This is a genomic window from Curtobacterium sp. ABR8, from assembly GCF_057812125.1.
Genome location: NZ_CM173818.1, coordinates 1,221,424 through 1,242,889 on the forward strand (window position 1 = coordinate 1,221,424; position 21,466 = coordinate 1,242,889).

At 71.6% G+C, this 21,466-nt stretch carries 19 protein-coding genes; 10 read left to right on the forward strand and 9 right to left on the reverse strand.

Features of this window, described 5'->3' with window-relative positions; translation table 11 throughout:
- Positions 1-1,005 carry a type I glyceraldehyde-3-phosphate dehydrogenase gene (gene gap, locus ACXKZB_RS05945; protein WP_488825152.1) on the forward strand — a complete coding sequence of 335 codons (1,005 nt, stop codon included), beginning with the start codon at positions 1-3 and terminating at the stop codon, positions 1,003-1,005.
- 171 nt (positions 1,006-1,176) lie between these two features.
- Here the strand turns inward: gap and ACXKZB_RS05950 are convergent, their stop codons facing one another.
- The 7 genes from ACXKZB_RS05950 to ACXKZB_RS05980 form a co-directional block, all read right to left on the reverse strand.
- The gene (locus ACXKZB_RS05950) at positions 1,177-2,256 is read right to left on the reverse strand and encodes an N-acetylglucosamine kinase (RefSeq protein ID WP_488825153.1); all 1,080 of its coding nucleotides are present in this window, start codon (positions 2,254-2,256) and stop codon (positions 1,177-1,179) included.
- Entirely contained in the window at positions 2,253-3,560 is a 1,308-nt protein-coding gene (locus ACXKZB_RS05955) for a 6-phospho-beta-glucosidase (protein ID WP_488825154.1), read from the reverse strand. The genes ACXKZB_RS05950 and ACXKZB_RS05955 overlap by 4 nt, the downstream gene beginning before the upstream one ends.
- Before the next feature lie 8 nt (positions 3,561-3,568).
- A complete protein-coding gene (locus ACXKZB_RS05960; protein ID WP_488825155.1) occupies positions 3,569-4,462 on the reverse strand; it encodes a carbohydrate ABC transporter permease in 894 nt (297 codons plus the stop codon).
- Positions 4,462-5,502, reverse strand: coding sequence for a carbohydrate ABC transporter permease (locus ACXKZB_RS05965; RefSeq protein WP_340197400.1), 1,041 nt, complete (start codon positions 5,500-5,502; stop codon positions 4,462-4,464). Before ACXKZB_RS05965 ends, ACXKZB_RS05960 begins: the two co-directional genes overlap by 1 nt.
- Positions 5,502-6,860: an extracellular solute-binding protein gene (locus tag ACXKZB_RS05970; RefSeq protein WP_488825156.1), complete on the reverse strand. Its 1,359-nt coding sequence runs from the start codon at positions 6,858-6,860 to the stop codon at positions 5,502-5,504. Before ACXKZB_RS05970 ends, ACXKZB_RS05965 begins: the two co-directional genes overlap by 1 nt.
- Before the next feature lie 111 nt (positions 6,861-6,971).
- Positions 6,972-8,213, reverse strand: coding sequence for an ROK family transcriptional regulator (locus ACXKZB_RS05975; RefSeq protein WP_488825157.1), 1,242 nt, complete (start codon positions 8,211-8,213; stop codon positions 6,972-6,974).
- A 147-nt stretch (positions 8,214-8,360) separates the two neighbouring features.
- Positions 8,361-9,410 carry an alcohol dehydrogenase catalytic domain-containing protein gene (locus ACXKZB_RS05980; RefSeq protein WP_488825158.1) on the reverse strand — a complete coding sequence of 350 codons (1,050 nt, stop codon included), beginning with the start codon at positions 9,408-9,410 and terminating at the stop codon, positions 8,361-8,363.
- A gap of 79 nt (positions 9,411-9,489) precedes the next feature.
- Between ACXKZB_RS05980 and ACXKZB_RS05985 the strand changes: the two genes are divergently transcribed.
- Positions 9,490-10,404, forward strand: coding sequence for a DUF3097 domain-containing protein (locus ACXKZB_RS05985; RefSeq protein ID WP_340197404.1), 915 nt, complete (start codon positions 9,490-9,492; stop codon positions 10,402-10,404).
- A gap of 70 nt (positions 10,405-10,474) precedes the next feature.
- The gene (locus tag ACXKZB_RS05990) at positions 10,475-11,128 is read left to right on the forward strand and encodes a spermidine/putrescine ABC transporter substrate-binding protein (RefSeq protein ID WP_488825160.1); all 654 of its coding nucleotides are present in this window, start codon (positions 10,475-10,477) and stop codon (positions 11,126-11,128) included.
- Between the two features lie 297 nt (positions 11,129-11,425).
- Here ACXKZB_RS05990 and ACXKZB_RS05995 read toward each other — a convergent pair whose 3' ends face one another.
- Together ACXKZB_RS05995 and ACXKZB_RS06000 are read right to left on the reverse strand one after the other, a co-directional pair.
- Positions 11,426-12,439 (reverse strand): LacI family DNA-binding transcriptional regulator, encoded by a 1,014-nt coding sequence (locus ACXKZB_RS05995; protein WP_488825161.1) that lies wholly within the window; start codon positions 12,437-12,439, stop codon positions 11,426-11,428.
- Entirely contained in the window at positions 12,436-12,858 is a 423-nt protein-coding gene (locus ACXKZB_RS06000; protein WP_488825163.1) for a DUF3054 domain-containing protein, read from the reverse strand. The genes ACXKZB_RS05995 and ACXKZB_RS06000 overlap by 4 nt, the downstream gene beginning before the upstream one ends.
- Positions 12,859-12,981: 123 nt before the next feature.
- Between ACXKZB_RS06000 and ACXKZB_RS06005 the strand changes: the two genes are divergently transcribed.
- From ACXKZB_RS06005 to ACXKZB_RS06035, 7 genes are all read left to right on the forward strand, one after another.
- Positions 12,982-13,932: a hypothetical protein gene (locus ACXKZB_RS06005; protein WP_488825164.1), complete on the forward strand. Its 951-nt coding sequence runs from the start codon at positions 12,982-12,984 to the stop codon at positions 13,930-13,932.
- Between the two features lie 457 nt (positions 13,933-14,389).
- Positions 14,390-15,547, forward strand: a complete 1,158-nt coding sequence (locus ACXKZB_RS06010; RefSeq protein WP_488825165.1) for an extracellular solute-binding protein — start codon at positions 14,390-14,392, stop codon at positions 15,545-15,547.
- A complete protein-coding gene (locus tag ACXKZB_RS06015) occupies positions 15,544-16,578 on the forward strand; it encodes an ABC transporter permease (RefSeq protein WP_488825166.1) in 1,035 nt (344 codons plus the stop codon). Before ACXKZB_RS06010 ends, ACXKZB_RS06015 begins: the two co-directional genes overlap by 4 nt.
- The gene (locus tag ACXKZB_RS06020) at positions 16,575-17,387 is read left to right on the forward strand and encodes an ABC transporter permease (protein ID WP_456795722.1); all 813 of its coding nucleotides are present in this window, start codon (positions 16,575-16,577) and stop codon (positions 17,385-17,387) included. The genes ACXKZB_RS06015 and ACXKZB_RS06020 overlap by 4 nt, the downstream gene beginning before the upstream one ends.
- A 50-nt stretch (positions 17,388-17,437) precedes the next feature.
- The gene (locus ACXKZB_RS06025; RefSeq protein ID WP_488825167.1) at positions 17,438-18,544 is read left to right on the forward strand and encodes an ABC transporter ATP-binding protein; all 1,107 of its coding nucleotides are present in this window, start codon (positions 17,438-17,440) and stop codon (positions 18,542-18,544) included.
- Positions 18,541-20,190 carry an inositol monophosphatase family protein gene (locus ACXKZB_RS06030; RefSeq protein ID WP_488825168.1) on the forward strand — a complete coding sequence of 550 codons (1,650 nt, stop codon included), beginning with the start codon at positions 18,541-18,543 and terminating at the stop codon, positions 20,188-20,190. Before ACXKZB_RS06025 ends, ACXKZB_RS06030 begins: the two co-directional genes overlap by 4 nt.
- 435 nt (positions 20,191-20,625) lie before the next feature.
- The gene (locus ACXKZB_RS06035; protein ID WP_488825169.1) at positions 20,626-21,453 is read left to right on the forward strand and encodes a hypothetical protein; all 828 of its coding nucleotides are present in this window, start codon (positions 20,626-20,628) and stop codon (positions 21,451-21,453) included.
- Positions 21,454-21,466: the final 13 nt, after the last annotated feature.

Genomic DNA, 21,466 nt, shown 5'->3' on the forward strand with positions numbered 1-21,466 from the left:
ATGACCCGCATCGCCATCAACGGCTTCGGCCGCATCGGCCGCAACACGCTCCGCGCCCTGCTCGCACGGGGCGGCGACGACCTCGAGGTCGTCGCCGTCAACGACCTGACCGCCCCCGACACGCTCGCGCACCTGTTCCGGTACGACTCCGCACTCGGCCCGTTCGACGGCACGGTCGAGGTCGACGGGGACACGCTCGTGATCAACGGCCGCCGTGTCCGCGTCCTGGCCTCGCGTGAGCCGTCGGAGCTCCCGTGGGGCGACCTCGGCGTCGAGGTCGTGCTCGAGTCGACCGGCCGGTTCACCGCGCGCGACGCAGCGGCGGGACACCTGACCGCAGGAGCCCGCCGCGTCCTCATCAGTGCACCCGCAACGGGCGCGGACGCCACCATCGCGTACGGCGTGAACACGGACACGTTCGACCCGGCCGCGCACACGGTGATCTCGAACGCGTCGTGCACGACCAACGCGCTCGCACCCCTGGCATCGGTGCTCGACGACCTGGCAGGGATCGAGCACGGGTTCATGACCACCGTGCACGCGTACACACAGGAGCAGAACCTGCAGGACGGGCCGCACCGGGACCTGCGTCGAGCACGCGCCGCCGGGGTGAACATCGTGCCGACGACGACCGGAGCCGCCAAGGCCATCGGGCTGGTGCTGCCGCGACTGGAGGGCAAGCTCTCCGGTGACGCCATCCGCGTGCCCGTGCCCGTCGGGTCGATCGTCGAACTGAACACCGTCGTCTCGCGGGACGTGACCGTGGACGAGGTCAACGAGGCCTACCGGGCCGCAGCCGCCGGACCGCTCGCCGGGGTCCTGGCGTTCACCGCGGACCCGCTCGTGTCGACGGACATCACGGGGCGGCCCGAGTCGAGCGTCTTCGACTCGCTGCTCACGCGCGTCGACGAGGGCCGGCACGTGAAGGTCGTCGCCTGGTACGACAACGAGTGGGGCTTCTCGAACCGCGTCGTCGACACGCTCGGGATGCTGGCGCGCGCGTAGTGCGGTGCCGCGCGCGGGCGGGCGCGCGAGGGCGCGCGCGGCCGCGCGATCTGTGCCGCGAGAGCGACAGTCTGCCGCGAATGTTCGGCGGCAGACTGTCGCTTTCGCGAGGGGATCGCACAGCGCCCCGGCCGGTTGCAGCACTCCGTCCGGTCGCAGCGCGTCAGCGGATCAGCGGATCAGCGCGGTCGTGCTCGCGAACGCGCGGGAGCGCACGGCGACGCGGTACCGCTCGAGCGCGGCGTCGTCGGCACCGACCGACTCCAGCGCCGCCAAGCCCGCACCGAGCACCGGGGGATCGGTGACCCAGGTCGGCACCGCTCCGGGGACCCGGGCAGCGAGCCCGTCGACGACGCCGTCCACGAGCAACGGGTGACGAGCAGCGAGCACCCCACCGCCGAGCACGACGGGCACCGGCTCGGCGGCCGAACCACCGAGGCCCAACCGCTCGAGTGCGACCGCGGCGAGCAGGACGATCTCCTCCGCCTGACGCTCCACGACGCTCCGGGCCACGGCGTCGCCGGCTCCGGCCACCTCGAACAGCACCGGGCAGAGCCGGTTGAACACGCGCTGGTCGAGGCGACCGAAGTGGATGGCCTCGGTGACCTCGCGGACGCTGCGGAGGCCGACCGCCGCCGGCACCGCGTCGACCAGCGCCGTCGCCGGACCGCGGCCGTCGTCGGCCCGCGCCGCGTGCCAGAGCGCCCGGTTGCCGAGCCACGCACCACCGCCCCAGTCACCGGAGACGTCGCCGATGGCCGGGAACCGTGCGGTCGTGCCGTCGGCGCGCACTGCAAGGGCGTTGATCCCGGTGCCGCACACCACGGCCGCCGCGTCGGGGGACAGGGTGCCGGCCCGCAGCAGGGCGAACAGGTCGTTGTCCAGGACGTGCGGCTCGCCGCCGTCCTCGGCCCAGTGCGCGAGGGCCGCGGTCGCCGCGACGAGCTCGTCGTGCAGGTCGAGCCCGGCCAGGTACACGTGCGTCGTGCGGATGCGCCGGTCGCCCAGCTCACCCACCACCCGTGCACGGACGTCGTCGAGGATCGGCCCGGCGAGGTCCCACCCGCGGGTCTGCGGGTTCGAGCCCGGACCGCGTGCGTGCCCGACGATCGTCCCGTCGAGCGCGATCGCGACGACGTCCGTCTTGCTCCCGCCACCGTCGACGGCGAGCACGACGTCGGTCGCGTCCGGTGGGACCGGAGCGGGCGGACGGGAGGCTCGCGCCGGGCCCGCCTCGCCGGTCCGGCTCAACCCGCCCACGTCACCTGCTCCGATCGCGCCCACGGGATGTGTTCCGCGTTCGCGGCCAGGAGCAGGTCGGTGAGCTTCTCCGCCTTGTCGACCTGCCCCACGAGGGGGTGCGCCCACATCGCGCGGAGCACCCGGTCGCGGCCGCCGTGCACCGCGGCGTCGAGCGCGAGGCGCTCGTACCCGGCGACGTGCGACACGAGACCGACCATGTCCGGGGCGAGCGGGGAGACCGGCAGCGGCGTGATGGCCTGGCGGGTGACGCGGGACGGCACCTCGATGACGTGGTCGTCCGGCAGGAACGGGAACGTGCCGTCGTTCCGCACGTTGAGCACCTGCACGTCGCCGCGGTCGCCGAGGATCGAGGACAGCACGTCGATCGCCGCCTCGGAGTAGTAGGCGCCACCGCGCTGCTCGAGTTCGGCGGGCTTCGTCACGACGGACTCGTCGGCGTACTTCGCGAGCAGGGCACGCTCGGTCTCCATGACGGCCTCGGCACGGGTGGGTTCGTGCAGCTGCTCCTGCAGCACGATGTCGTGGCTGTAGAAGTACCGCAGGTAGTACGAGGGGATCGCATGCTGCAGACGGAGGAGATCCGGTTGCATGTGCACGCTGTCCGCCGTCCGGTCGAGGGCGCCGTCCGACTCGGCGAGCAGGTCCGCCATCACGTCGCGTTCGACGCCGTCCGCGCCCGTGACGTGCACGCCGCGCTCCCACGTCAGGTGGTTCAGGCCGACGTGGTCGAGCCGGACGTGGTCGGGGGCGACGCCGAACTCCTTCGCGAAGCGTCGCTGGAACCCGATCGCGACGTTGCACAGGCCGACGGCGCGGTGCCCGGCTTCGAGCAGGGCGCGGGTGACGATGCCGACGGGGTTGGTGAAGTCGACGATCCAGGCGTCCGGCTTGGCGTGCTTCCGGACGAGTTCGGCGTACTCCAGGACCACGGGCACGGTGCGGAGCGCCTTCGCGAAGCCGCCGGGACCGGTGGTCTCCTGCCCGATGCAGCAGGCTTCGTGCGGCCACGTCTCGTCCTGTTGTCGTGCGGCCTGTCCGCCGATGCGGAGCTGGAACATGACCGCGTCGGCGTCGGTGACCCCGGCGACGACGTCGTCGGTGACGTGGATCGTGCCGGGGTGGCCGGCGTGCGCGAACATCCGCCTGGCGACGCCGCCGACGAGTTCGCGGCGCACCGGGTCGGGGTCGACGAGCCAGAGCTCGTCGATGGGGAGCTGGTCGCGGAGCCGGGCGAAGCCGTCCACGAGTTCGGGGGTGTAGGTGGATCCGCCACCGACGACTGTGAGTTTCACTGGAGCTGCTATCCCTTCACGCCGGTGAGCGCGATGCCCTCGACGAATGCCTTCTGTGCGAAGAAGAAGATGATGACGACGGGGACCATGACGACGACGGTCATCGCCATCGTCATCGACCAGTCGGTGCCGTGCTGTCCGCGGAACGTGGCGAGCCCGTACGCCACCGGCCAAGCGGCCTGGTTCTCGGACGCGTACAGGAGCGGGCCGTAGTAGTCGTTCCACGAGTGGAAGAACATGAAGATCGCCGCCGACGCGATGCCCGGGCGGGCCATCGGGACGACCACGCGCCAGAGCACGCCCCACTCGCTGCAGCCGTCCATGCGGGCGGCGTCGCCGTACTCCTTCGGGATGGTCATGAAGAACTGGCGGAGCAGGAAGATGCTGAACGCGTCGCCGAGCAGGTTCGGCAGGATGAGCGGCCACAGGGTGCCGGTCAGGTGCAGGTGCGACCACATCACGTAGACCGGCACCGCGGTGACCTGCGGGGGCAGGAGCATCGCGACGATGATCACCGTGAAGATCAGGTTCGCACCCCTGAACTTGATCTGGGCGAGCGCGTACGCCGCCGGTACGGAGCTGACGAGCATGAACGCGGTGGCGAGGACGGCGTACATCGACGAGTTGCCGAACCACTGCGTGAGCGGCAGTTCGGTGAACACCCGCGCGTAGTTCGAGAAGTCGAGCGGCCGGGGAACGATCGACGCCGTGAGTGCCTGGTTGCTCGACATCAGCGAGGTCAGGACCACGAACACGATCGGGGCGATGGTCAGCACGCCGAGGGCCACCAGAGCGGCGTGCTCGGCGATCCAGACCAGCAGGCTGCGGCGCGGACCGCGGGCGGAGCCGGACGCGGCACCGCGGGGAGCCCGGGCGAGCGGGGACTGGGACACGGCGGTCATCAGGACTCCTCGGGACGGAAGACGGAGATGCGGCGCATCGTGAAGACGAGCACCACCGCGGTGATCACGAACAGGACCACGGCCATGGCGGATGCGTAGCCGAACTGGAAGTTCGCGAACCCGTGCTGGTAGAGCAGCTCGGTGTACGTGAGCAGCGATGTGCCCGGGTAGCCGAGCTGGGCGGCGGTCCCGCCACCGATCGTCGCCTTGCCGGACGCGACCCCGGACGCCACCGCGGCCTCGGTGAAGTACTGCAGGGCCGCGATCACCCCCGTCACCGCGGCGAAGCCGATCACCGGGGCGATCGTCGGCAGCGTGATGTGCCGGACCTGCTGGACGCCGTTCGCGCCGTCGAGCGACGCGGCCTCGTACAGGTCGCGCGGCACGTCGAGCAGGGACGCCAGGAAGATGATCATGATGTCGCCCATCACCCAGACGCCCAGGATCACGAGCGACGGCTTCGACCACGCCGGGTCGTTGAACCAGAGCGGGCCGTCGATGCCGAAGACCCGCAGGATCTGGTTCACCGGCCCGGTGCCCGGGTTGAACAGGAACACGAACGCCACGACGCTCGCCACCGGCGGGACCAGCGCGGGCAGGTAGAAGAGCGTCCGCCAGAAGCCCGTGGCGGTGCGGGCCCGCGACAGCAGCCCGGCCACCAGCAGCCCGCACACGATCCGGACCGGCACCAGGATGACGACGAACCACAGCGTGTTGACGACCGCGGGACCGATCTGCGGGTCCTGCGTGAACAGGAACCTGTAGTTCAGCAGCCCGACGAACTCGGGCTCCTGCAGCTGGTTGTAGCGCGTGAACGAGTAGAAGATCGACGCGACGAGCGGGTAGGCGAAGAAGATCACCAGGCCCGCCAGGGCCGGCGCGAGCATCGTCAGGGCGACGAGTCGGCGTCGGGACTCGGCGGAGCGGGGCCGACGTCGCGGAGCCGTCGGGGGCACCGGACCGGACCCCGTCGGGTTCGTGGGCCGGGCGGCGCGGGCGAGCCGCGCCTCCCGGCCGGTCGTCTTGGTGGTGACGCTCATCACGGACCAGCCAGCTGGTTGGCGTTGTCGATGTCCGAGTCGAGCTTCTTCAGCTTGGCGTCGAGGTCGCCGCCCTTCTGCTGGTACGCCTGCCAGAACTTCGTGAAGGTGCCGATGTAGGCGGCGCCGTCGGCCGTGCCCGGCGAGGTCATGGTGTCCGCGTTGCCCGCGACGTCGACGAAGGTCTTGTAGTTCTCGTCGACCTCGAGGTCGGGGGACTCCAGCGCCGAGGTGAGCGTCGGGATGTTCTTCAGTCCGTTGCCCAGGGTGACCTGTGCGTCGGTGTTCGTCGACAGGTACTTCAGGAGTGCCCACGACAGCTCCGGGTTCTTGGAGCCCTTCGCGATGCCCGCGACGTTGCCCGCGATGTACGTCGAGCCGTAGTTGCCGAGGCCGTCCATCACCGGGGTCGGCGACGTGCCGTAGTCCGGGTCCGGCTTCTGGTCCTTGATGAACGCCGTGCGGTACTCGCCGTCGATCTGCATCGCGACCTGCCCGGTCTGGAACGCGTTGTCCGCGGCGAACTCCTGCCCGAGGCCGGACGTGAAGGCCTTGAGCTTGTCGTAACCGATCTCGTCGACGAAGCCCTTCTGCCAGGTGATGAGCTGCTTCCACGCGTCGGACGTGCCGATCACGCTGTTGCCCTTCTCGTCGAGCCACGAGCCGTCGACCATCGGCGCCCAGTGCTCGGGCGAGTTCTCGTAGAAGTCGATGAGCGGGTTGAAGCCGAGCTGCTTGATCGAGCCGTCGGCGTTGTACGTCGTCAGCTTCAGCGCGTCGGTCTTGAGCTCGTCGAGCGTCTTCGGCGGGGAGTCGATCCCGGCCTTCTCGAGCAGCGGCTTGTTGTACATGAGCGCACTGACGTCGGCGAGGGCAGGCAGCGTGCACCGGGTGCCCTTGTACTGCGTGTACGACTGCACGGCCTTCGGGATGTCCGACAGGTCGACCTTGTCGCGCTTGATGTAGGGCGAGAGGTCACGGAAGGCACCCGAGGAGCAGAAGCTGCCCACGATGGCGGTCGAGTACGACAGCCCCACGTCGATGTTCTGGCCGGACGAGATCGCCTTCTGCAGCTTCTCGTCGTCCTGGCCGGCGTGGATGTCGACGGTGACGTCGGGGTTGGCCTTCTCGAAGCCCTCGACGGCGGTCTTCACCACGCCGGCTTCACGGCCGGTGAAGAAGTGCCACAGGGACACGGTGCCCTTGAGTTCCTTCGGGGCGCTCTTCTCGATCGAGTCGGCGCTGCTGCCGGAGCTGCAGCCGGCGACGACGAGGGCGCCGACGGCGGCGACGGCCGTGGCGGTGGCGATGCGGCGGAACGCCCGGCGGCGCGGGACGTTCGGTTCGGGGAGGGACAAGGCGGTACTCGCTCTCTGGTCTCGCTCCGGCGCGCCGAGGATTCCGGGCGCGACGAAGAGCCCTGTGACAGGGCTGGGTGATGGTGCCTCGAGTGGTGCGGGTGGAACGGTTCAGGGGCGCTCGACGGGGTCCGGCGTCGGGGCATCGTCACTGATGCGCTCGAGTCGGTCCGCGAGCGCGGTACGGACGACGTCGATGAGGACGTGTCGCGCACCGTGCAGGACGGGGGTGTCGGGGACGCCGGGCGCGACCACGGCGGTGGACCAGCGTGAGCGGGTCCGGAGCCAGGCGGTCACGGCGGCGGCCAGGGCGGGCCCACCGGCGATCCCGGTCGGGCCGTGCAGCACGACCGTCTCGGGATCGGCCACCGCGAGAGCGGGGAGCACGTTGTGCCCGACGCGCTCGCCGAGGGCGACGGTGAAGGGGTGCTGCTCGGGCAGGCCGGGCAGCTGCGGGAGCACCTGGCGCCAGTCGGCTGCGGTGCCGTCCGGTGCCGTGATCCCGTGCTCGGCGGCCAGGGCGATGATCGCGGGCTCGGAGATGAGGTCCGCGACGATCGTGGCCGTCGGGTCGATGGAGCGTGCGTCGGCGGGCACGCTGAGGTAGCCGATCTCACCCGCGGCACCGGACGCGCCGGTGTGCAGGTGGCCGTGCAGGTCGAGGGCCATGCCGAGGCCCTCGGCCATCCAGAAGAGCGCGAACGACCCGGGAGCCCGACCGGCCCCCATGTTGCGTTCGGCGATAGCGGCGAGGTTGGCGTCGTTCTCGACGACCACGTGGACCCCGAGGTCGGCGGACAGGGTCGCGCTCACCTGCTCGCGGGGCCAGCCGGGCAGGCCGTCGGTGAAGATCAGGGTGTCGGTGGCGTGGTCGACACTCGCCTGCACGCCCACCGCGACGGCGGTGACGAGCTCGGGGTCCACACCGGCCGCGGCGGCTGCGCGGGAGATCGCGGCGGCGACGATGTCGGCGCCGGGGGAGCGCACCTCGGCCTCGGACATCCGGTGCGTGGCGACCGGGAACGTGCGACCGGCGGCGTCCACCACGGTCGACCGGACGTCGACGAGCTGGACGTCGACCGCGACCCCGAGGTCGCGGTCGGTGATCGCTTCGTACACGACGGCGCTCGGCCCGCGGCGTCCGGCCTGGGTGTCGGTGCCGGCCTGGCGGATGAGGTCGGCGGACTCGAGCCGGCGGATGATCTCGGCGGCGGTGGGCTTGCTGAGGCCGGTGCGCTGTGCGATCTCGTTGCGCGTGAGCGGGCCGTCGTCGAGCAGCAGCTCGAGCGCTGCGCGGTCGTTCAGGACGCGGAGCAGCCCGGGCTGTCCGGGGGTGCGTCCTCGAGTGGTCATGTCGAGGACTGTAACGGACAACCTTCTTTACTGAAAGGTTTGTTTACCGATTCGAAACACGCGTTCTGCTGCGCGAAACGTGCCACCCGTCGGATGCACGCCGGACGCGCGTCCGACGCCCGGCGGACGCGCGCTGGCGACCGGCGCCTACGGCCGCAGCAGCACCTTGATCGCCCGACGTTCGTCCATCGCCCGGTACGCCTCGGCGGCCTCGTCGAGCGGCAGTTCGAGGTCGAACACCCGGCCCGGGTCGATCGCACCCGACAGGACGTCGGGCAGCAGCTCCGGGATGTACTTCCGTGCCGGCGCCATCCCGCCCGCGATCGCGATGTTCGTGTCGAAGAGGTACCGGGTGCCGATCGTCGGCACGCCGTGCGGCACCCCGACGAAACCGAGGTTGCCGCCCGCACGCACCGAGTGCAGCGCCTGGTCCATGCTCTCCTCGGTGCCCACGGCCTCGACCGCGCAGTCGGCCAGGTCGCCGCCGAGCAGCTCGCGGATCGCCGCGACGCCCTGCTCGCCGCGGGAAGCCACGATGTCCGTCGCGCCGAACTCGCGAGCGAGCGCCTGGCGATCGGCGTGCCGGCTCATCGCGATGATGCGCTCGGCGCCCAGTCGCTTCGACGCGAGCACGGCGGACAGGCCGACCGCGCCGTCGCCGACCACGACGACCGTCTTGCCCGGGCCGACCGCTGCCGACACCGCGGCGTGGTGCCCGGTGGAGAAGACGTCGGACAGCGTCAGCAGCGACGGCACGAGTGCGGGGTCGACCGGGCCGGGGACCGCGACGAGCGTCGCGGACGCGTCCGGGATGCGGACGTACTCGGCCTGCGCGCCGCCGACCGGGTCGCCGTACGCGTCCTTCCCGCCGAAGCCGGACAGGTGGTCGCAGCCACTGGTCATGCCGTGGCGGCAGGCCTGGCAGGTGCCGTCGTTCATGGTGAAAGGGGAGATGACGAAGTCGCCCTCGTGCAGGTCGGTGACCTGGTCCCCGACGGCGACGACCTCGCCGACGAGTTCGTGCCCGATCGGCCGTGGCCGCTTCGTCTCGGTCACGCCACGGTAGGGCCAGAGGTCGGAACCGCACACGCACGCCGCGACGACCTTGACGACGACGTCCTTCGGGGTCAGGACCGAGGGGCGGTCGCGCTCCTCGACGCGGATGTCGTTCGGGGCGTGGATGATCGCTGCGCGCACGGGAGGCCTTCCGTCGAGATGGTGGGGAGTCGGCGCGGTCGACGTCGTCCGGGCCGACGTCGACAGTACCCTCGTGCGGGTGGACGACGACCGGTACGGCGGGGACGTGCTCTCGGGAGACTGGCGCTCCCGCGGAGTGAAGAAGGTGCGGCAGGTGCCGCTCGAACGCGACATGGTGCTCGAGGACCCGGACTCCGGGTGGGCGGGTGCCGTCGTGGGGCTCGAAGCGGGCAACATCGCGCTCGAGGACTGGAAGGGCCGCACCCGCTCGTTCCCGTTCACCGGGCAGTTCCTGCTCGAGGGTGAGCTCGTCACGCTGGGCCGTCCGCAGGCGCCGGTCGGCCGGTCTGCCGCAGCTGCACCACCGGACAGGAGGCCCGGGGCGGCTCCGGCGGTCAAGCACGCGTCCGACGGCGGTCGCCTCCGCACCGCGTCCGGATCGTTCGCCGTCGAGTCGCAGCGAGCTCGGGTGGCCCTGCCCTCCCGCATCATGGTCGAGGGCAAGCACGACGCCGAGCTCGTCGAGAAGGTCTGGGGAGCCGACCTGCGCGTCGAGGGCGTCGTCGTCGAGGAGCTCTCCGGCGTCGACAACCTGGCCGACGTCCTCGACGAGTTCCAGCCGACGCGCGACCGTCGCGTCGGCGTGCTCGTCGACCACCTGGTGCCCGGGTCGAAGGAGTCCCGCTTCGCCGACGCCGTGATGCGCGGCAAGTGGGGAGCGCACGTGCTCGTCGTCGGCCACCCGTTCGTCGACGTGTGGCAGTCCGTCAAGCCGGCGCGTGTCGGACTGCAGGCGTGGCCGACGATCCCGCGGTCGATCGAGTGGAAGAAGGGCATCTGCCAGGCGCTCGGGTGGCCGCACGCCGAGCAGGCCGACATCGCCCGGGCGTGGCAGCGGATCCTCGGGCAGGTGCGGACCTTCGCCGACCTCGAGCCGCAGCTGCTCGGCCGCGTCGAGGAGCTCATCGACTTCGTGACGGAACCGAAGGCCTGAGAACCGGCGGATTGCCGGACCGGCGCGGTGTGCCGGGGGTGATCCGCGCCTCCAGGCCTACTGTTGAGGGATGGACGGCATCGACGGACGCGTGCGCAGCGCTGTCGACGTCTGGCTGCGCTGGCTGCCGCGCTGGCAGATCGGGACCGCCCGCCCGCGCACGCGCATCTGCCGGAAGTGCACCGGGTCCCCGATCGCCGCGGCCGCCGGGTTCGGACCCGACGTGCCGCATGCCGTCCAACACGCGCTGATCGGGCGGATCTCGACCATCGTCGAGGACGCCGTCGACGACTACACGGCCAAGAACCTGCCGCTGCTGCAGCGTGAGCTCGAGCGCGCTGCGGCCCGGAAGCGGCACGCGGGGTACCAGCCGGCCGAGGGGCTGTCGCCGGAGTTCCAGGGCCTCGACGTCGACCCCGAGCCGTCGCCGGGGTCACCGTTCCTCTTCACGCTCGGCGAGCTGGCGGGGACGGGCGCGGGGGAGCAGACGCCGCGCGAGCCGCTGTCCGACGAGGCCAAGGCCGCGCTCCGGCACGAGATCGAGTTGTCCGACGAGTGCGCCCGCTCGACCGGCACCGCGGTCTGCCTGGCGCTCATCGACCACCGGCCGCGCATCGCCGAGGCCGTCGAGCGCCTGGTGGAGCCGCAGATCGAGGCGCTCGTGACCGACATGTTCCGCGGGTTCGACGGTCCGGACGAGGGGCCGCGCTCGGGCTTGTTCTGAGGTGCGGGGCGGGGCGGGGTGGCGGCGGCGGGTGCGTTCGTTGCGAGGCGGCGTGGTGGCGGCGAAGCCAGCACCGCGCGGAGTCCGTCGGCCCGTGCGAGGTTGCCCGCTCGGTGCGCCCTTGTGACGCCGCACCGAGCCGCCAGTGCTGCACGGTCCGGCGAAGCTCGCACCGTGCAGAACTCGGGAACCTCGCTCGGGGCCGCGAAGCTGGCACCGTCCATCCGAGCCCGCACCGTGCGTGTCTCGCTGAACCCGCATGGGCCGGCGAAGCTCGCACCGTGCGAGGTCCGTCGCTCAGCGGGGGAGCAGCGTGCGTCCGGGCACGACCGTGCCCCGCAGTGAGCGGTGCTCGACGGCCCGCGTCGGGTCGTCGATCCGGCCGATGACGAGGTCGATCGCCTCGCGGCCGATCCGCTCGATCGGCTGCTCGAGCGTCGTGAACCCGATCCAGTCGCTCGCGAGGGGGTACACGCCGTCGAACCCGGTGACCGACAGATCGTGCGGGACCCGGACACCGCGGCGTGCGAGCGCCTCGCACACGTCGAGCATGAGCCGGTCGGTCGGGCACATCACCGCGGTGACGCCCGACTCGCGCATCGCGTCGACCAGGTCGGCGGCGAGGTCGTCCGGCGGGCGCACGAAACTGGCATCGATGTCGATCACCCGCGTGCCTCGAGCCCGGAGCCGCTCGACCATCGCCGACGACCGCGCGTGCTGGGTGATCGCGTTGTCGATCGGGACGGTGAGCACCACGACCGTGCTGTGGCCGGCGTCGGCGACGGCGTTCGCGATGGTCGCACCACCGTCGACCTCGTCGCAGTAGACGCTCGAGAGTGCCGGGTGCAGCTCGGGCCGACCGGCGACGACGGTGGCGATGCGTGGTGCGAACTCGGCGATGTCGGCGGACGGCATGAGGCCGCTGCACACGACCAGTCCGTCGACGCGCATCGAGACGAGGGCCGCGAGGGCGGACTTCTCGTCCTCGACCCGGCCGACGCCCGTCGTGGTGACGACACGGTAACCGAGCTCAGATGCGCGGCGCTCCATCACGGCGTGCAGGGCGGTGTAGACCATCGACGAGGCGTCACGGACGAGCATCCCGATCGTGTTCGTGCGGCCACTGACCAGCCCGCGGGCCATCGCGTTGGCGACGTACCCGAGTTCGGTCGCGGCGCGTTCCACTCGCTCACGCGTCTCATCGGAGAACCGACCTGTTCCGGAGAGGACCCGGCTCACCGCCGACTTCGAGACACCCGCACGTGCGGCGACGTCGAGGATGGTCGGCTGTGAACCGCGGCTGCCGTTCACGCGTCGGTCGCTGCAGCATCCTGCCGCGACCGCGACGAGGTGGACCGGAGCACACCGCGGACGATCGCCCGCCAACCGAGCAGGAACACCCCGAGCACGATCGTGGCGACGATGACGAACGAGATCGGCAGCGGGTTGCCGTCGACGTCGCCCTGGCCGGTGGCGACACGGATCGCCAGACCGACGAAGACCGTGAGGACCCAGACCACGACGCCGGTCGGCCAGAAGCGCAGCGGCCGGGCCCAGGCTCCGCTCGTCACGTACCCGATCGCCCAGCCGGCCAGGAACGGGTAGGCGGTCGTCCACAGCGCCAGCGCCGTGTTCGCCTCACCGTGGGACGAGCGCCCGATGAGTGCGAAGACGACGATGAGCACGACGTCGATGACCGCTGCGAGCCAACCCCAAGTGCGTGTGTTCACCCGGACAGTCTCGCAGCCTCCAGTGGTGGGGCTCATCCCTCCACACGGCAAGAGTGCGGTGGTCCGTCCACAGGGCTCGAGTCCGGAGCTGCGGTCGTCCGGTCGGTTCTCGACCATCGGGACATGTCGATGAACCTGAAGCTCGCACCGGTCCCCGAAGTCCTCACGTACCGAACATCAGCACAACGGCCGGACGAGTCCGACGCCATCAGACGACGGGCGGCGGCAGGAGAGCTCACCCGGGTCGCACGCGGTCTGTACGCGGAGGCCGCCGGATGGGCAGCACTCCGAACCACCGAGCAGCACCACGTCCGCGTGCGCTCGTTCGCCGATCGCATCCGGCCAGGAGACCTGGTGTCCCACGTGTCCGCGGCCGTGGTCTTCGGCGTGCCGCTCCTCACCCCTCCACCGACGCGGATCCACGTGACCTCGGGCGGCGCCGACCGGCGGACCACGAACGCGACCTTCATCGTGCACGCGGACCTCGACCCCGATCGGAACCGAAGAGCAGTGACGACACCGGACGGGCTGGTGCTGTGCGGGCTGGACCGGCTGGCGACGGACCTCGCGCTCACGCTGCCCTTCAGCGACGCGGTCGTCGCCCTCGACTCGCTCCTCGGCCGTGCGGTCGAGCGGGACTCGGTCCGGTCGGCTGTCGAGCGGCGAGGACAGAAGGGCCGGCGGCGAGCACTGCGGGCCGTCGACTTCGCCGATGCCGCGTCGGACTCACCGGGGGAGTCCTACGCCCGCGCCCGGTTCGACCAGTTCGGCACGCCGACACCTGTCCTCCAACACCGGTTCCGGACGGCGGGCGAGCCCGACATCGTCGTGGACTTCTGGTTCCCGGAGTCCGGGGTGGTGGTGGAGTTCGACGGTGCCGTGAAGTACCAGCGCAGTGAGTACCTGCGCGGGCGCACCCCGGAGGAAACGCTGATCGACGAGAAGATCCGGGAGGACCGTCTCCGCGCGTTCCCCGAGGTCCGGATCGTGCTCCGGCTGACCTGGTCCGACCTGCGGAACGAATGGACCCTGCGAACGAAGCTCCGTCAGGCTGGCGTGCGGATGTCGCGCTGAGACCGCCCGAGATCGCACCGTGCGGCGTTGTTCCGGCGTTGCGCACGGCGCACGGTGCGAAGTCGCGCGGTCGGGAAAGGGAAGTCAGCTCGGTGCGAGGTCATCCGTGGGTCCGGCTGACTTCGCACCGTGCGCCTTTCGTCGGCCGGGGGTGCGTTGCCCGCTTGGTGCGAGCTTGTAGGCAGGCACGGAGCGGGCAACCTCGCACCAGGTGGCGAGGTCGGCACGGTGCGGGCGTGACGCCGACGCCGACACCGACGCCGACGCCGACACCGACACCGCCGAGCCCCGCACCCCGGAGTTCACCCGACGGCGACGCCCGCGGCACCCGGCGTTCACCCGGCAGCGCCACACTCGACCCCGGTGCGGGAACGTTCCCGCACCACCCGCACCCACCCGCACCACCCACCTCCATCCCACCCAGCACCACCCCCCACGGAACAGGGAGACCATCGACGTGAAGACCCGAGTCCTCGCCGGCCTCGCCATCGCAGCGGCCGCGACCGTCGCGCTGTCCGGCTGCGTCCAGAGCGCCAACGCCTCGAACGCCGCAGACACGAGCAGCGGCACCACGAACCTCACGGTGTTCATCAGCGGCGACACCAACGTCCAGGACCTCTGGGACAAGTCGCTCATCCCCGCCTTCGAGAAGGTGCACCCGAAGATCCACGTCAGCACGAGCATCGACCTGCACGGCGAGCACGACGCGCAGACCCAGGCCAACCTCGCCACCGCGGTCAAGGCCGGCAAGTCCGTCGCGTACGACCTCGTCGACGCCGGGTTCGTCAGCACCGCGGGCAAGGCCGGGCTGCTCAGCACGGTCAGCGACAGCACGATCCCGAACCTGAAGGACGTCCCCGAGGCCACGAAGCAGCAGGGTGGCGACAGCGCGATCCCGTACCGCGCCTCGAGCGTCCTGCTCGCCTACGACTCGAAGAAGGTGACGGACCCGCCGGAGACCCTCGACGACCTGCTCGCCTGGATCAAAGCGAACCCGGGCCAGTTCGCCTACAACTCCCCGTCGTCCGGCGGCTCCGGTGGCTCGTTCGTCGCCACGGTGCTCGCGAAATACCTGACCGCGGATGAGCAGGCGACGATGCAGACGACGTACGACAAGTCGCTCGAGTCGAAGTGGGACAAGGGCTTCGCCGCGCTCGAGGACCTCGGCCCCTCGACGTACCAGAAGGGCGTCTACCCGAACGGCAACGACCAGGTCGTGCAGCTGCTCGGCAGCGGCCAGATCGCGATGGCACCGGTCTGGAGCGACCAGTTCATCACCTCGCAGAAGACCGGCGTGATCCCGAAGACCGTCAAGGCGATCCAGATCACCGACCCGTCGTTCACCGGCAGCGCGAGCTTCCTCGGCATCCCGAAGACCGAGCCGAAGGCCAAGAAGGCCGCTGCCGAGCAGCTCGCCGACTTCGTCTTGAGCTCGAAGGGGCAGCAGCTCGTCGCGAGCGCCGTCTCCGGCTACCCGGTGATCCCGCTCGACAGCCTGCCGAAGTCGGTCGCCGAGCAGTTCGCCGACGCGAACCCCTCGCAGCTCCGCCTCGGGTTCCAGAGCGACTTCGCCGCCGACATGAACGCCGCGTGGGACGCGAAGGTCCCGCAGTGACCCAGACCGTCCAGGACGGCCCGGCGACCGACCGGGAGGCCCGTGGCGACTCCGCCACGGGCCTCCCGCCCGTCCCGCCCTCCGCCCACGGCACGGCGCAGCCCGCCAGCGACCGCACGACACAGGAGCGCCTGGCCCGCCGCCGGCGCTGGCAGGGCCTCGCGCTCGTCGCGGCGCCCGTGCTGGTCGTGGTCCTGTTCGTCGGCGTCCCCGTCGTGAACGCCGCCCTCTTCAGCCTCGGGTTCACCGGCGGCCTGAACCAGGCGCTCGCCGACATCGGCGGCGACACCGTTCACGGGTTCTCGTTCGCGGTGTACGGCACACTGCTCGGGAACGCCACGTTCCTGCGTGACCTCGTCGCGACGCTCGGGGTCACCGCGCTGTCCACCGGCCTGACCGTGGCGCTCGCCGTGGCGGTGGCCGTGGTCCTCCGGCTCCGCGGTGGGATCCTCGGCAAGAGCCTCAGCGTCCTCGCGGTGGTCCCGCTCTTCGTGCCGGTGGTCATCGCGAGCTGGTCGGTCCTGACCTTCACCGATGCGCAGGGGTTCCTCCGGAGCCTCGGTGCCCAGTTCGGCCTGGACGTCCCGGTGTTGGGCTACACCCTCGTCGCCGTGGTGTTCGGCAGCGTCTGGACGAGCCTGCCGTTCGCGGTGCTGATGATCGCCGGGGCGCTGCAGGGCACCCCGGACGCCCTGGTCGAGGCCGCGAAGGACGCGGGCGCGAGCACCTGGCGTGTCGTCTGGCAGGTGCTCCTGCCGATGGCAGCGACCCCGCTCGTCATCGCGACGACGTTCACCGTGATCGGGGTCCTCGGGTCGTTCACGGTGCCGTACTTCACCGGTCCGAACGCGCCGACGATGCTCGGCGTCGACATCTCGAAGTACTTCCAGGCCTACAACCGTCCGCAGCAGTCGACGGCGATGGCGTTCGTCGTGTTCGCCTTCGCGGCAGCCGCGAGCGTCTTCTACCTCCGCTCGACGGTCCGCTCGAACGCGGGCGAGCTCGACGAGAAGCAGCAGGAGCAGCAGTGATCAAGCGTCTGACCGGCAACGCCCTCGTCTGGGCGACCGCGATCGTGTTGGCCGTCTTCATCCTCGGGCCGCTCGTCTGGCTGGCCGCTCGTGCCTTCGCCACGACGTGGACCTACCCGAACCTGCTGCCCGACGGCTGGACCCTGCAGTGGTGGGGCACCGTGTTCGAGGACCGCAGCCTCGCCGTCGCGGTGCAGAACTCGCTCGTCCTCGCCCCGCTGACCGTCCTCATCGCCGCGGTGGTGTGCCTGCCGGCCGCCTGGGCGATCAGCCGCATCGAGTTCCCGGGACGGCGGCTCGTGCTCGTCGGGCTGTTCGCCACGAACGCGTTCCCGAAGATGGGCCTCTTCGTCACGATGTCGGCGATGTTCACGGCGCTGAACCTCATGAACACGGTGACGGGCATCCTGATCGTGCACGTCCTGGGGTGCGTCGTGTTCATGACGTGGCTGCCCGCCGCCGCGTTCTCGGCCGTCCCCCGGTCCCTCGAGGAAGCGGCCCGTGACGCGGGGGCGAGTCGCTGGCGCACGTTCTGGCGGGTCACGTTCCCGATCGCGTGGCCGGGGATCCTCGTCGCGATGGTGATGTCGTTCCTGGCGTCGTTCGACGAGGCGCAGGGCACGTACCTCGTCGGCGCTCCGACGTACATGACCATGCCGACGGCGATGTACTCGCTCGTCCTCAACTCCCCGCGGCAGGTCTCGGCGGTGTTCGCGATCGCGCTGAGCATCCCGTCCGTGGTCCTGCTGCTGCTCGCCCGGAAGCACATCATGGGCGGCCGCCTCGCGGACGGCTTCCAGATCCGGTGAAGCGACAGACCCCGGTGAAGCGACAGACCCCGGTGAAGCGACAGACCCCGATGACCCACACCAGCACGAAAGGCGACCAGATGACGGACCAGGCGCTCGTCGCGGAACGCGCACCGGGCCTCCCGGTCGACGGCAGCACGACCGACCGCAGCCGCACCGGCGGACTCACCGTCCGCGGGCTGCGCAAGACACTCGGCGGACGCGACGTGGTCGCGGGCATCGACCTCGACGTCGCGAAGGGCGAGCTCGTCTCGCTGCTCGGACCGTCCGGGTGCGGCAAGACGACCACGCTCCGCATGGTCGCCGGGTTCCTGCCCGCCGACGGCGGCGTCGTGTCGATGGGGGACCGCGACGTCACGTCGGCCGGCCCCGAGCGCCGACCGAGCGCGATGGTGTTCCAGAACTACGCGCTGTGGCCGCACATGACGGTGACGCAGAACGTCGCGTTCCCGCTGCGGACCCGACGGGTCCCGAAGCGGCAGGTGGCGGACCGGGTGCGGGACGCACTCGAACTCGTCGGCCTGAGCCACCACGCCGGCTCGAAGCCGACCGCGATCTCGGGCGGTGAGCAGCAGCGTGTCGCCCTGGCCCGGGCGATCGTGCAGGAGCCCGACGTCCTGCTCCTCGACGAGCCGCTGTCCAACCTCGACGCGAAGCTCCGCGTGAGCGTCCGCGACGAGATCCGCCGCATCCAGCAGCGCCTCGGCATCACGACCGTGATCGTCACGCACGACCAGGACGAAGCGCTCAGCATCTCCGACCGGATCGCCGTCATGCACGACGGACGCATCGAGCAGATCGCGACGCCGACCGAGCTGTACGCCCGCCCCGCCACCGGGTTCGTCGCGTCGTTCATCGGGTCGACGAGCGTCGTCTCCGGTCGGTTCCTCGCCGGCACGTCCGTCAGCCCGACCGCGGCCGACACCGTGCTGATCCGCCCCGAGCAAGTCGTCCTCACCGACGACGCACCGATCCGCGCCACCGTCGCCCGTGTCCTCATGCGCGGCCACTTCGCCGAGGTCGTGCTCACCACCGACGGTGCCGAGCTCCGCGCCTTCGTCACCGGAGCGCCCCCGGCGGTCGGCACCGAGACCGGGGTCCGGCTCGGTGCGGTGCTCGTCTACCGCGACGGTGCACTGCTCGAGGGCACCCGATGAGCGGCGCCGTGCCGGTCACCGACCGCGCCGTCCCCGCCGCGTCGGCAGCAGCGTCCGCTCCTGCGTCCGCCGCGCCGGCCGCCGGTCACGGGCCGGTCCCGTCCGACCCGACCGGGAGGCCCGGCTTGCGTCCGCCACGGCTGGTCGCCCACCGCGGTGCGCCGCGCGTCCGGCGGGAGAACACCCTGCCCGCCATCGCGGTCGCCGAGGCGCTCGGCGCCGAGGTCATCGAGGTGGACGTCCGTCGCACGGCCGACGACGTCGCCGTCCTGCTGCACGACGAGACCCTCGGGCGGATGTGGGGCGACGCCCGACGGGTGTCCGACGTCGCCTGGTGCGACGTCGCTCGGCTCGGCAACGGGCTCGACCGGATCCCGCGGCTCGACGCCGCGCTCGAACGGCTCGACGGCTGCCGCTCGGTGCTGCTGGTCGACCTGACCGACGCCGAGGACGCCCTGGTCGCTGCCCGCACCGTCGCGGGTTCCACCGCGTCCACCAGCGTGGCGTGGTGCGGTGCGCCGGCCGCCATGGCCGCGGTCCGTTCGGTCCTGCCCGACGCCGACGTGTGGCTCGCGTGGGAGTCGCTCGACCCGCCCGCCCCGGCCGACCTCGCGGCCCTGACCCCGTCGACCCTGAACCTCGACATCGCGTTCCTCACACCGCGGACGATCGAGGTCGCGCACGCCCTCGGGCTGCGGGTCGCCGTCTGGACCGTCGACGAGGCCGAACCGGCGCTGTGGGCGGCACGGCTCGGCGTCGACTCGATCACCACGAACGACGTCGGCGCGATCGGCGCGGCGCTGTCCTCGGCGGAGCGGGACGGCTGGCCGGAACGGGACCGCGAGCCGACCGAGACCGAGGTCGCCTCGCGCGCCCAGGCCCTGGCGCACCGCATCGCGCACGAGGTCATCGCGTTCACCCGCGAACACCCCGTCAGCGAGGTGCGGACCAAGGCGAACCCGGCCGACCTCGTCACCGACGTGGACCGCCTGGTCGAGCAGCACGTCCGCTCCCGCGTGCGGATGGTGTTCCCGACGCACGGGTTCACCGGCGAGGAGTACGGCGACGCGCCCGGTGACCGGCACCGCTGGTACCTGGACCCCGTCGACGGCACCACGAACCTGGCGAACGGGGTGCCGTGGACGTCGATGTCGCTCTGCCTGACCCGCGGAGGACGCCCGCTCGTCGGGGTCGTGGCCGACCCGTGGCGGGGCGAGGTCCTCGAGGCGCGGCGCGGGCGCGGTGCGACCCTGCGCGACCGGCCGCTGCGGCTGGACGACACCCCACGCCCGCTCGCCGGGGCGGTCGTCGGCACCGAACTCGACGGGCACCGGCCGTGGCCCGGGTTCGGGGTGTTCCTCGACGCCCTGGCCGACCGGTCGTGCACGCTGCGGGTGCAGGGCTCCGGCACGCTGACCATCGCGCAGGTCGCGGCTGGCCGGGGGATCGGCGGGTGCGTGTCGGCGTTCAACCCGGTCGACCACGGGGCCGCCGTGCTGCTCGTGCACGAGGCCGGCGGGATCGTGCTGACGCGCTCCGGCCCGGTCGAGGGCTTCCCGCCCGTGGGCGAGCCGTTCCTGGTGGCGCACCCCGGAGCGGCGGACGAGCTGCACGCGGTGTGGACGGCGGCGCTCGCCGCGGGGTGAGCCGGCGCGGCCGGCGCGGCCGGGCACGGCCGGCGCACGGTGCGGGGTCTGCGTTCTGGTGCGGGATTGGCCGCTGGGTGCGGTGCTGTAGGCGCGCACGGTGCTGCCAACCCGGCACGGGTCGTGCAGGTGCGCACGGTGCGGACTGGAGGCGCGGGTCGGGTCGGGTACGGGCCTCCCGTCGAGTGGGTGGTGCGCACGGTGCGGGGTTGGCGATCTGGCGCGGGGTTGGCTGCCGGGTGCGGTGCTGCAAGCGCGCACGGGGCTGGGAACCGCGCACGGGGTGCGCAGGTGCGCACGGTGCGGACTGAAGGCGCGGGGCGGCGCTCGGCTGACTCTGAGCGGGCGCTCAGTCAGTGGCCGACCCCGCTCCATAGGGTGGCAGTCCACGGCCGGTCCGACCGGATCGACCGTGCACCCGAAGGAGCATCGACCATGGGATTCCTCGACCGCCTGCTCGGACGTCCGGACCGCGACCGCACCGGTGGCGCGCAGCAGTACGACGCGCAGCAGAACCAGTGGGGGCAGCCGCAGCAGCAGGGCTACCGGTACGGCCAGCAGTCGTACCACCAGCCCGCTCCGACGGGGACGCCGGCCGGGCAGCAGCCGGGCGGGCAGTACGGCGTGCCGCAGTGGGGTGGTGCACCCGCACAGCAGCAGCAGCAGCAGGGGGCGACGACCGACGACGAGCGCGCGGTGGAGCGGTACCGCTACCTGCTCCGCACGGCACCGCCGGAGCGCATCGAAGAGGTGCACGCCGAGGCGTTCGCGAAGCTGACCGACGAGCAGCGCCGCATGGTCTACGACGAGTTCACCCGCACGGCACCTCCCGGCGAGGCCCCTCGTGGCGACGACCCCCGTTCGCTCGCGCAGTCGGCGACACGGTCCGAGATCCGCCAGCCGGGCTTCATGGAGCGGTCGCTCGGCGGTGTCGGCGGGGGCGCGGGACGCTTCGGTGGCCAGCGCGGCGGGCCGTCGTTCGGCAGCATGATCGGTGCCTCGATCCTCGGCACGGTGGCCGGCTACGTCATCGGTTCGGCGATCATGAGCGCCTTCCTGCCGGACCCGGGATCGTTCGATGGCGGTACTGACGCTGCGGGTGACGGCGGTTCAGAGGACACTGGTGCTGAATCCGGCGATGCCGGTGCGTCCGACGGTGGCGCGTCCGACGGCGGCGGGTTCGAGAGTGCGGGCTGGGGCGACAGCGGATCCGACTTCGGCGGTGGCTTCAGCGACTTCGGTGGCGGTGACTTCGACGTCTGAGTGACGTCCGTCG

Excerpts from the sequence above, each read along its gene's own strand:
- ACXKZB_RS05960 (WP_488825155.1), bottom strand. The coding sequence starts at position 4,462 with ATGACCGCCGTGTCCCAGTCCCCGCTCGCCCGGGCTCCCCGCGGTGCC.
- gap (WP_488825152.1), top strand. The coding sequence starts at position 1 with ATGACCCGCATCGCCATCAACGGCTTCGGCCGCATCGGCCGCAACACG.
- ACXKZB_RS05965 (WP_340197400.1), bottom strand. The coding sequence starts at position 5,502 with ATGAGCGTCACCACCAAGACGACCGGCCGGGAGGCGCGGCTCGCCCGC.
- ACXKZB_RS06030 (WP_488825168.1), top strand. The coding sequence starts at position 18,541 with ATGAGCGGCGCCGTGCCGGTCACCGACCGCGCCGTCCCCGCCGCGTCG.
- ACXKZB_RS05990 (WP_488825160.1), top strand. The coding sequence starts at position 10,475 with ATGGACGGCATCGACGGACGCGTGCGCAGCGCTGTCGACGTCTGGCTG.
- ACXKZB_RS05975 (WP_488825157.1), bottom strand. The coding sequence starts at position 8,213 with ATGACCACTCGAGGACGCACCCCCGGACAGCCCGGGCTGCTCCGCGTC.
- ACXKZB_RS06025 (WP_488825167.1), top strand. The coding sequence starts at position 17,438 with ATGACCCACACCAGCACGAAAGGCGACCAGATGACGGACCAGGCGCTC.
- ACXKZB_RS06035 (WP_488825169.1), top strand. The coding sequence starts at position 20,626 with ATGGGATTCCTCGACCGCCTGCTCGGACGTCCGGACCGCGACCGCACC.
- ACXKZB_RS06005 (WP_488825164.1), top strand. The coding sequence starts at position 12,982 with ATGTCGATGAACCTGAAGCTCGCACCGGTCCCCGAAGTCCTCACGTAC.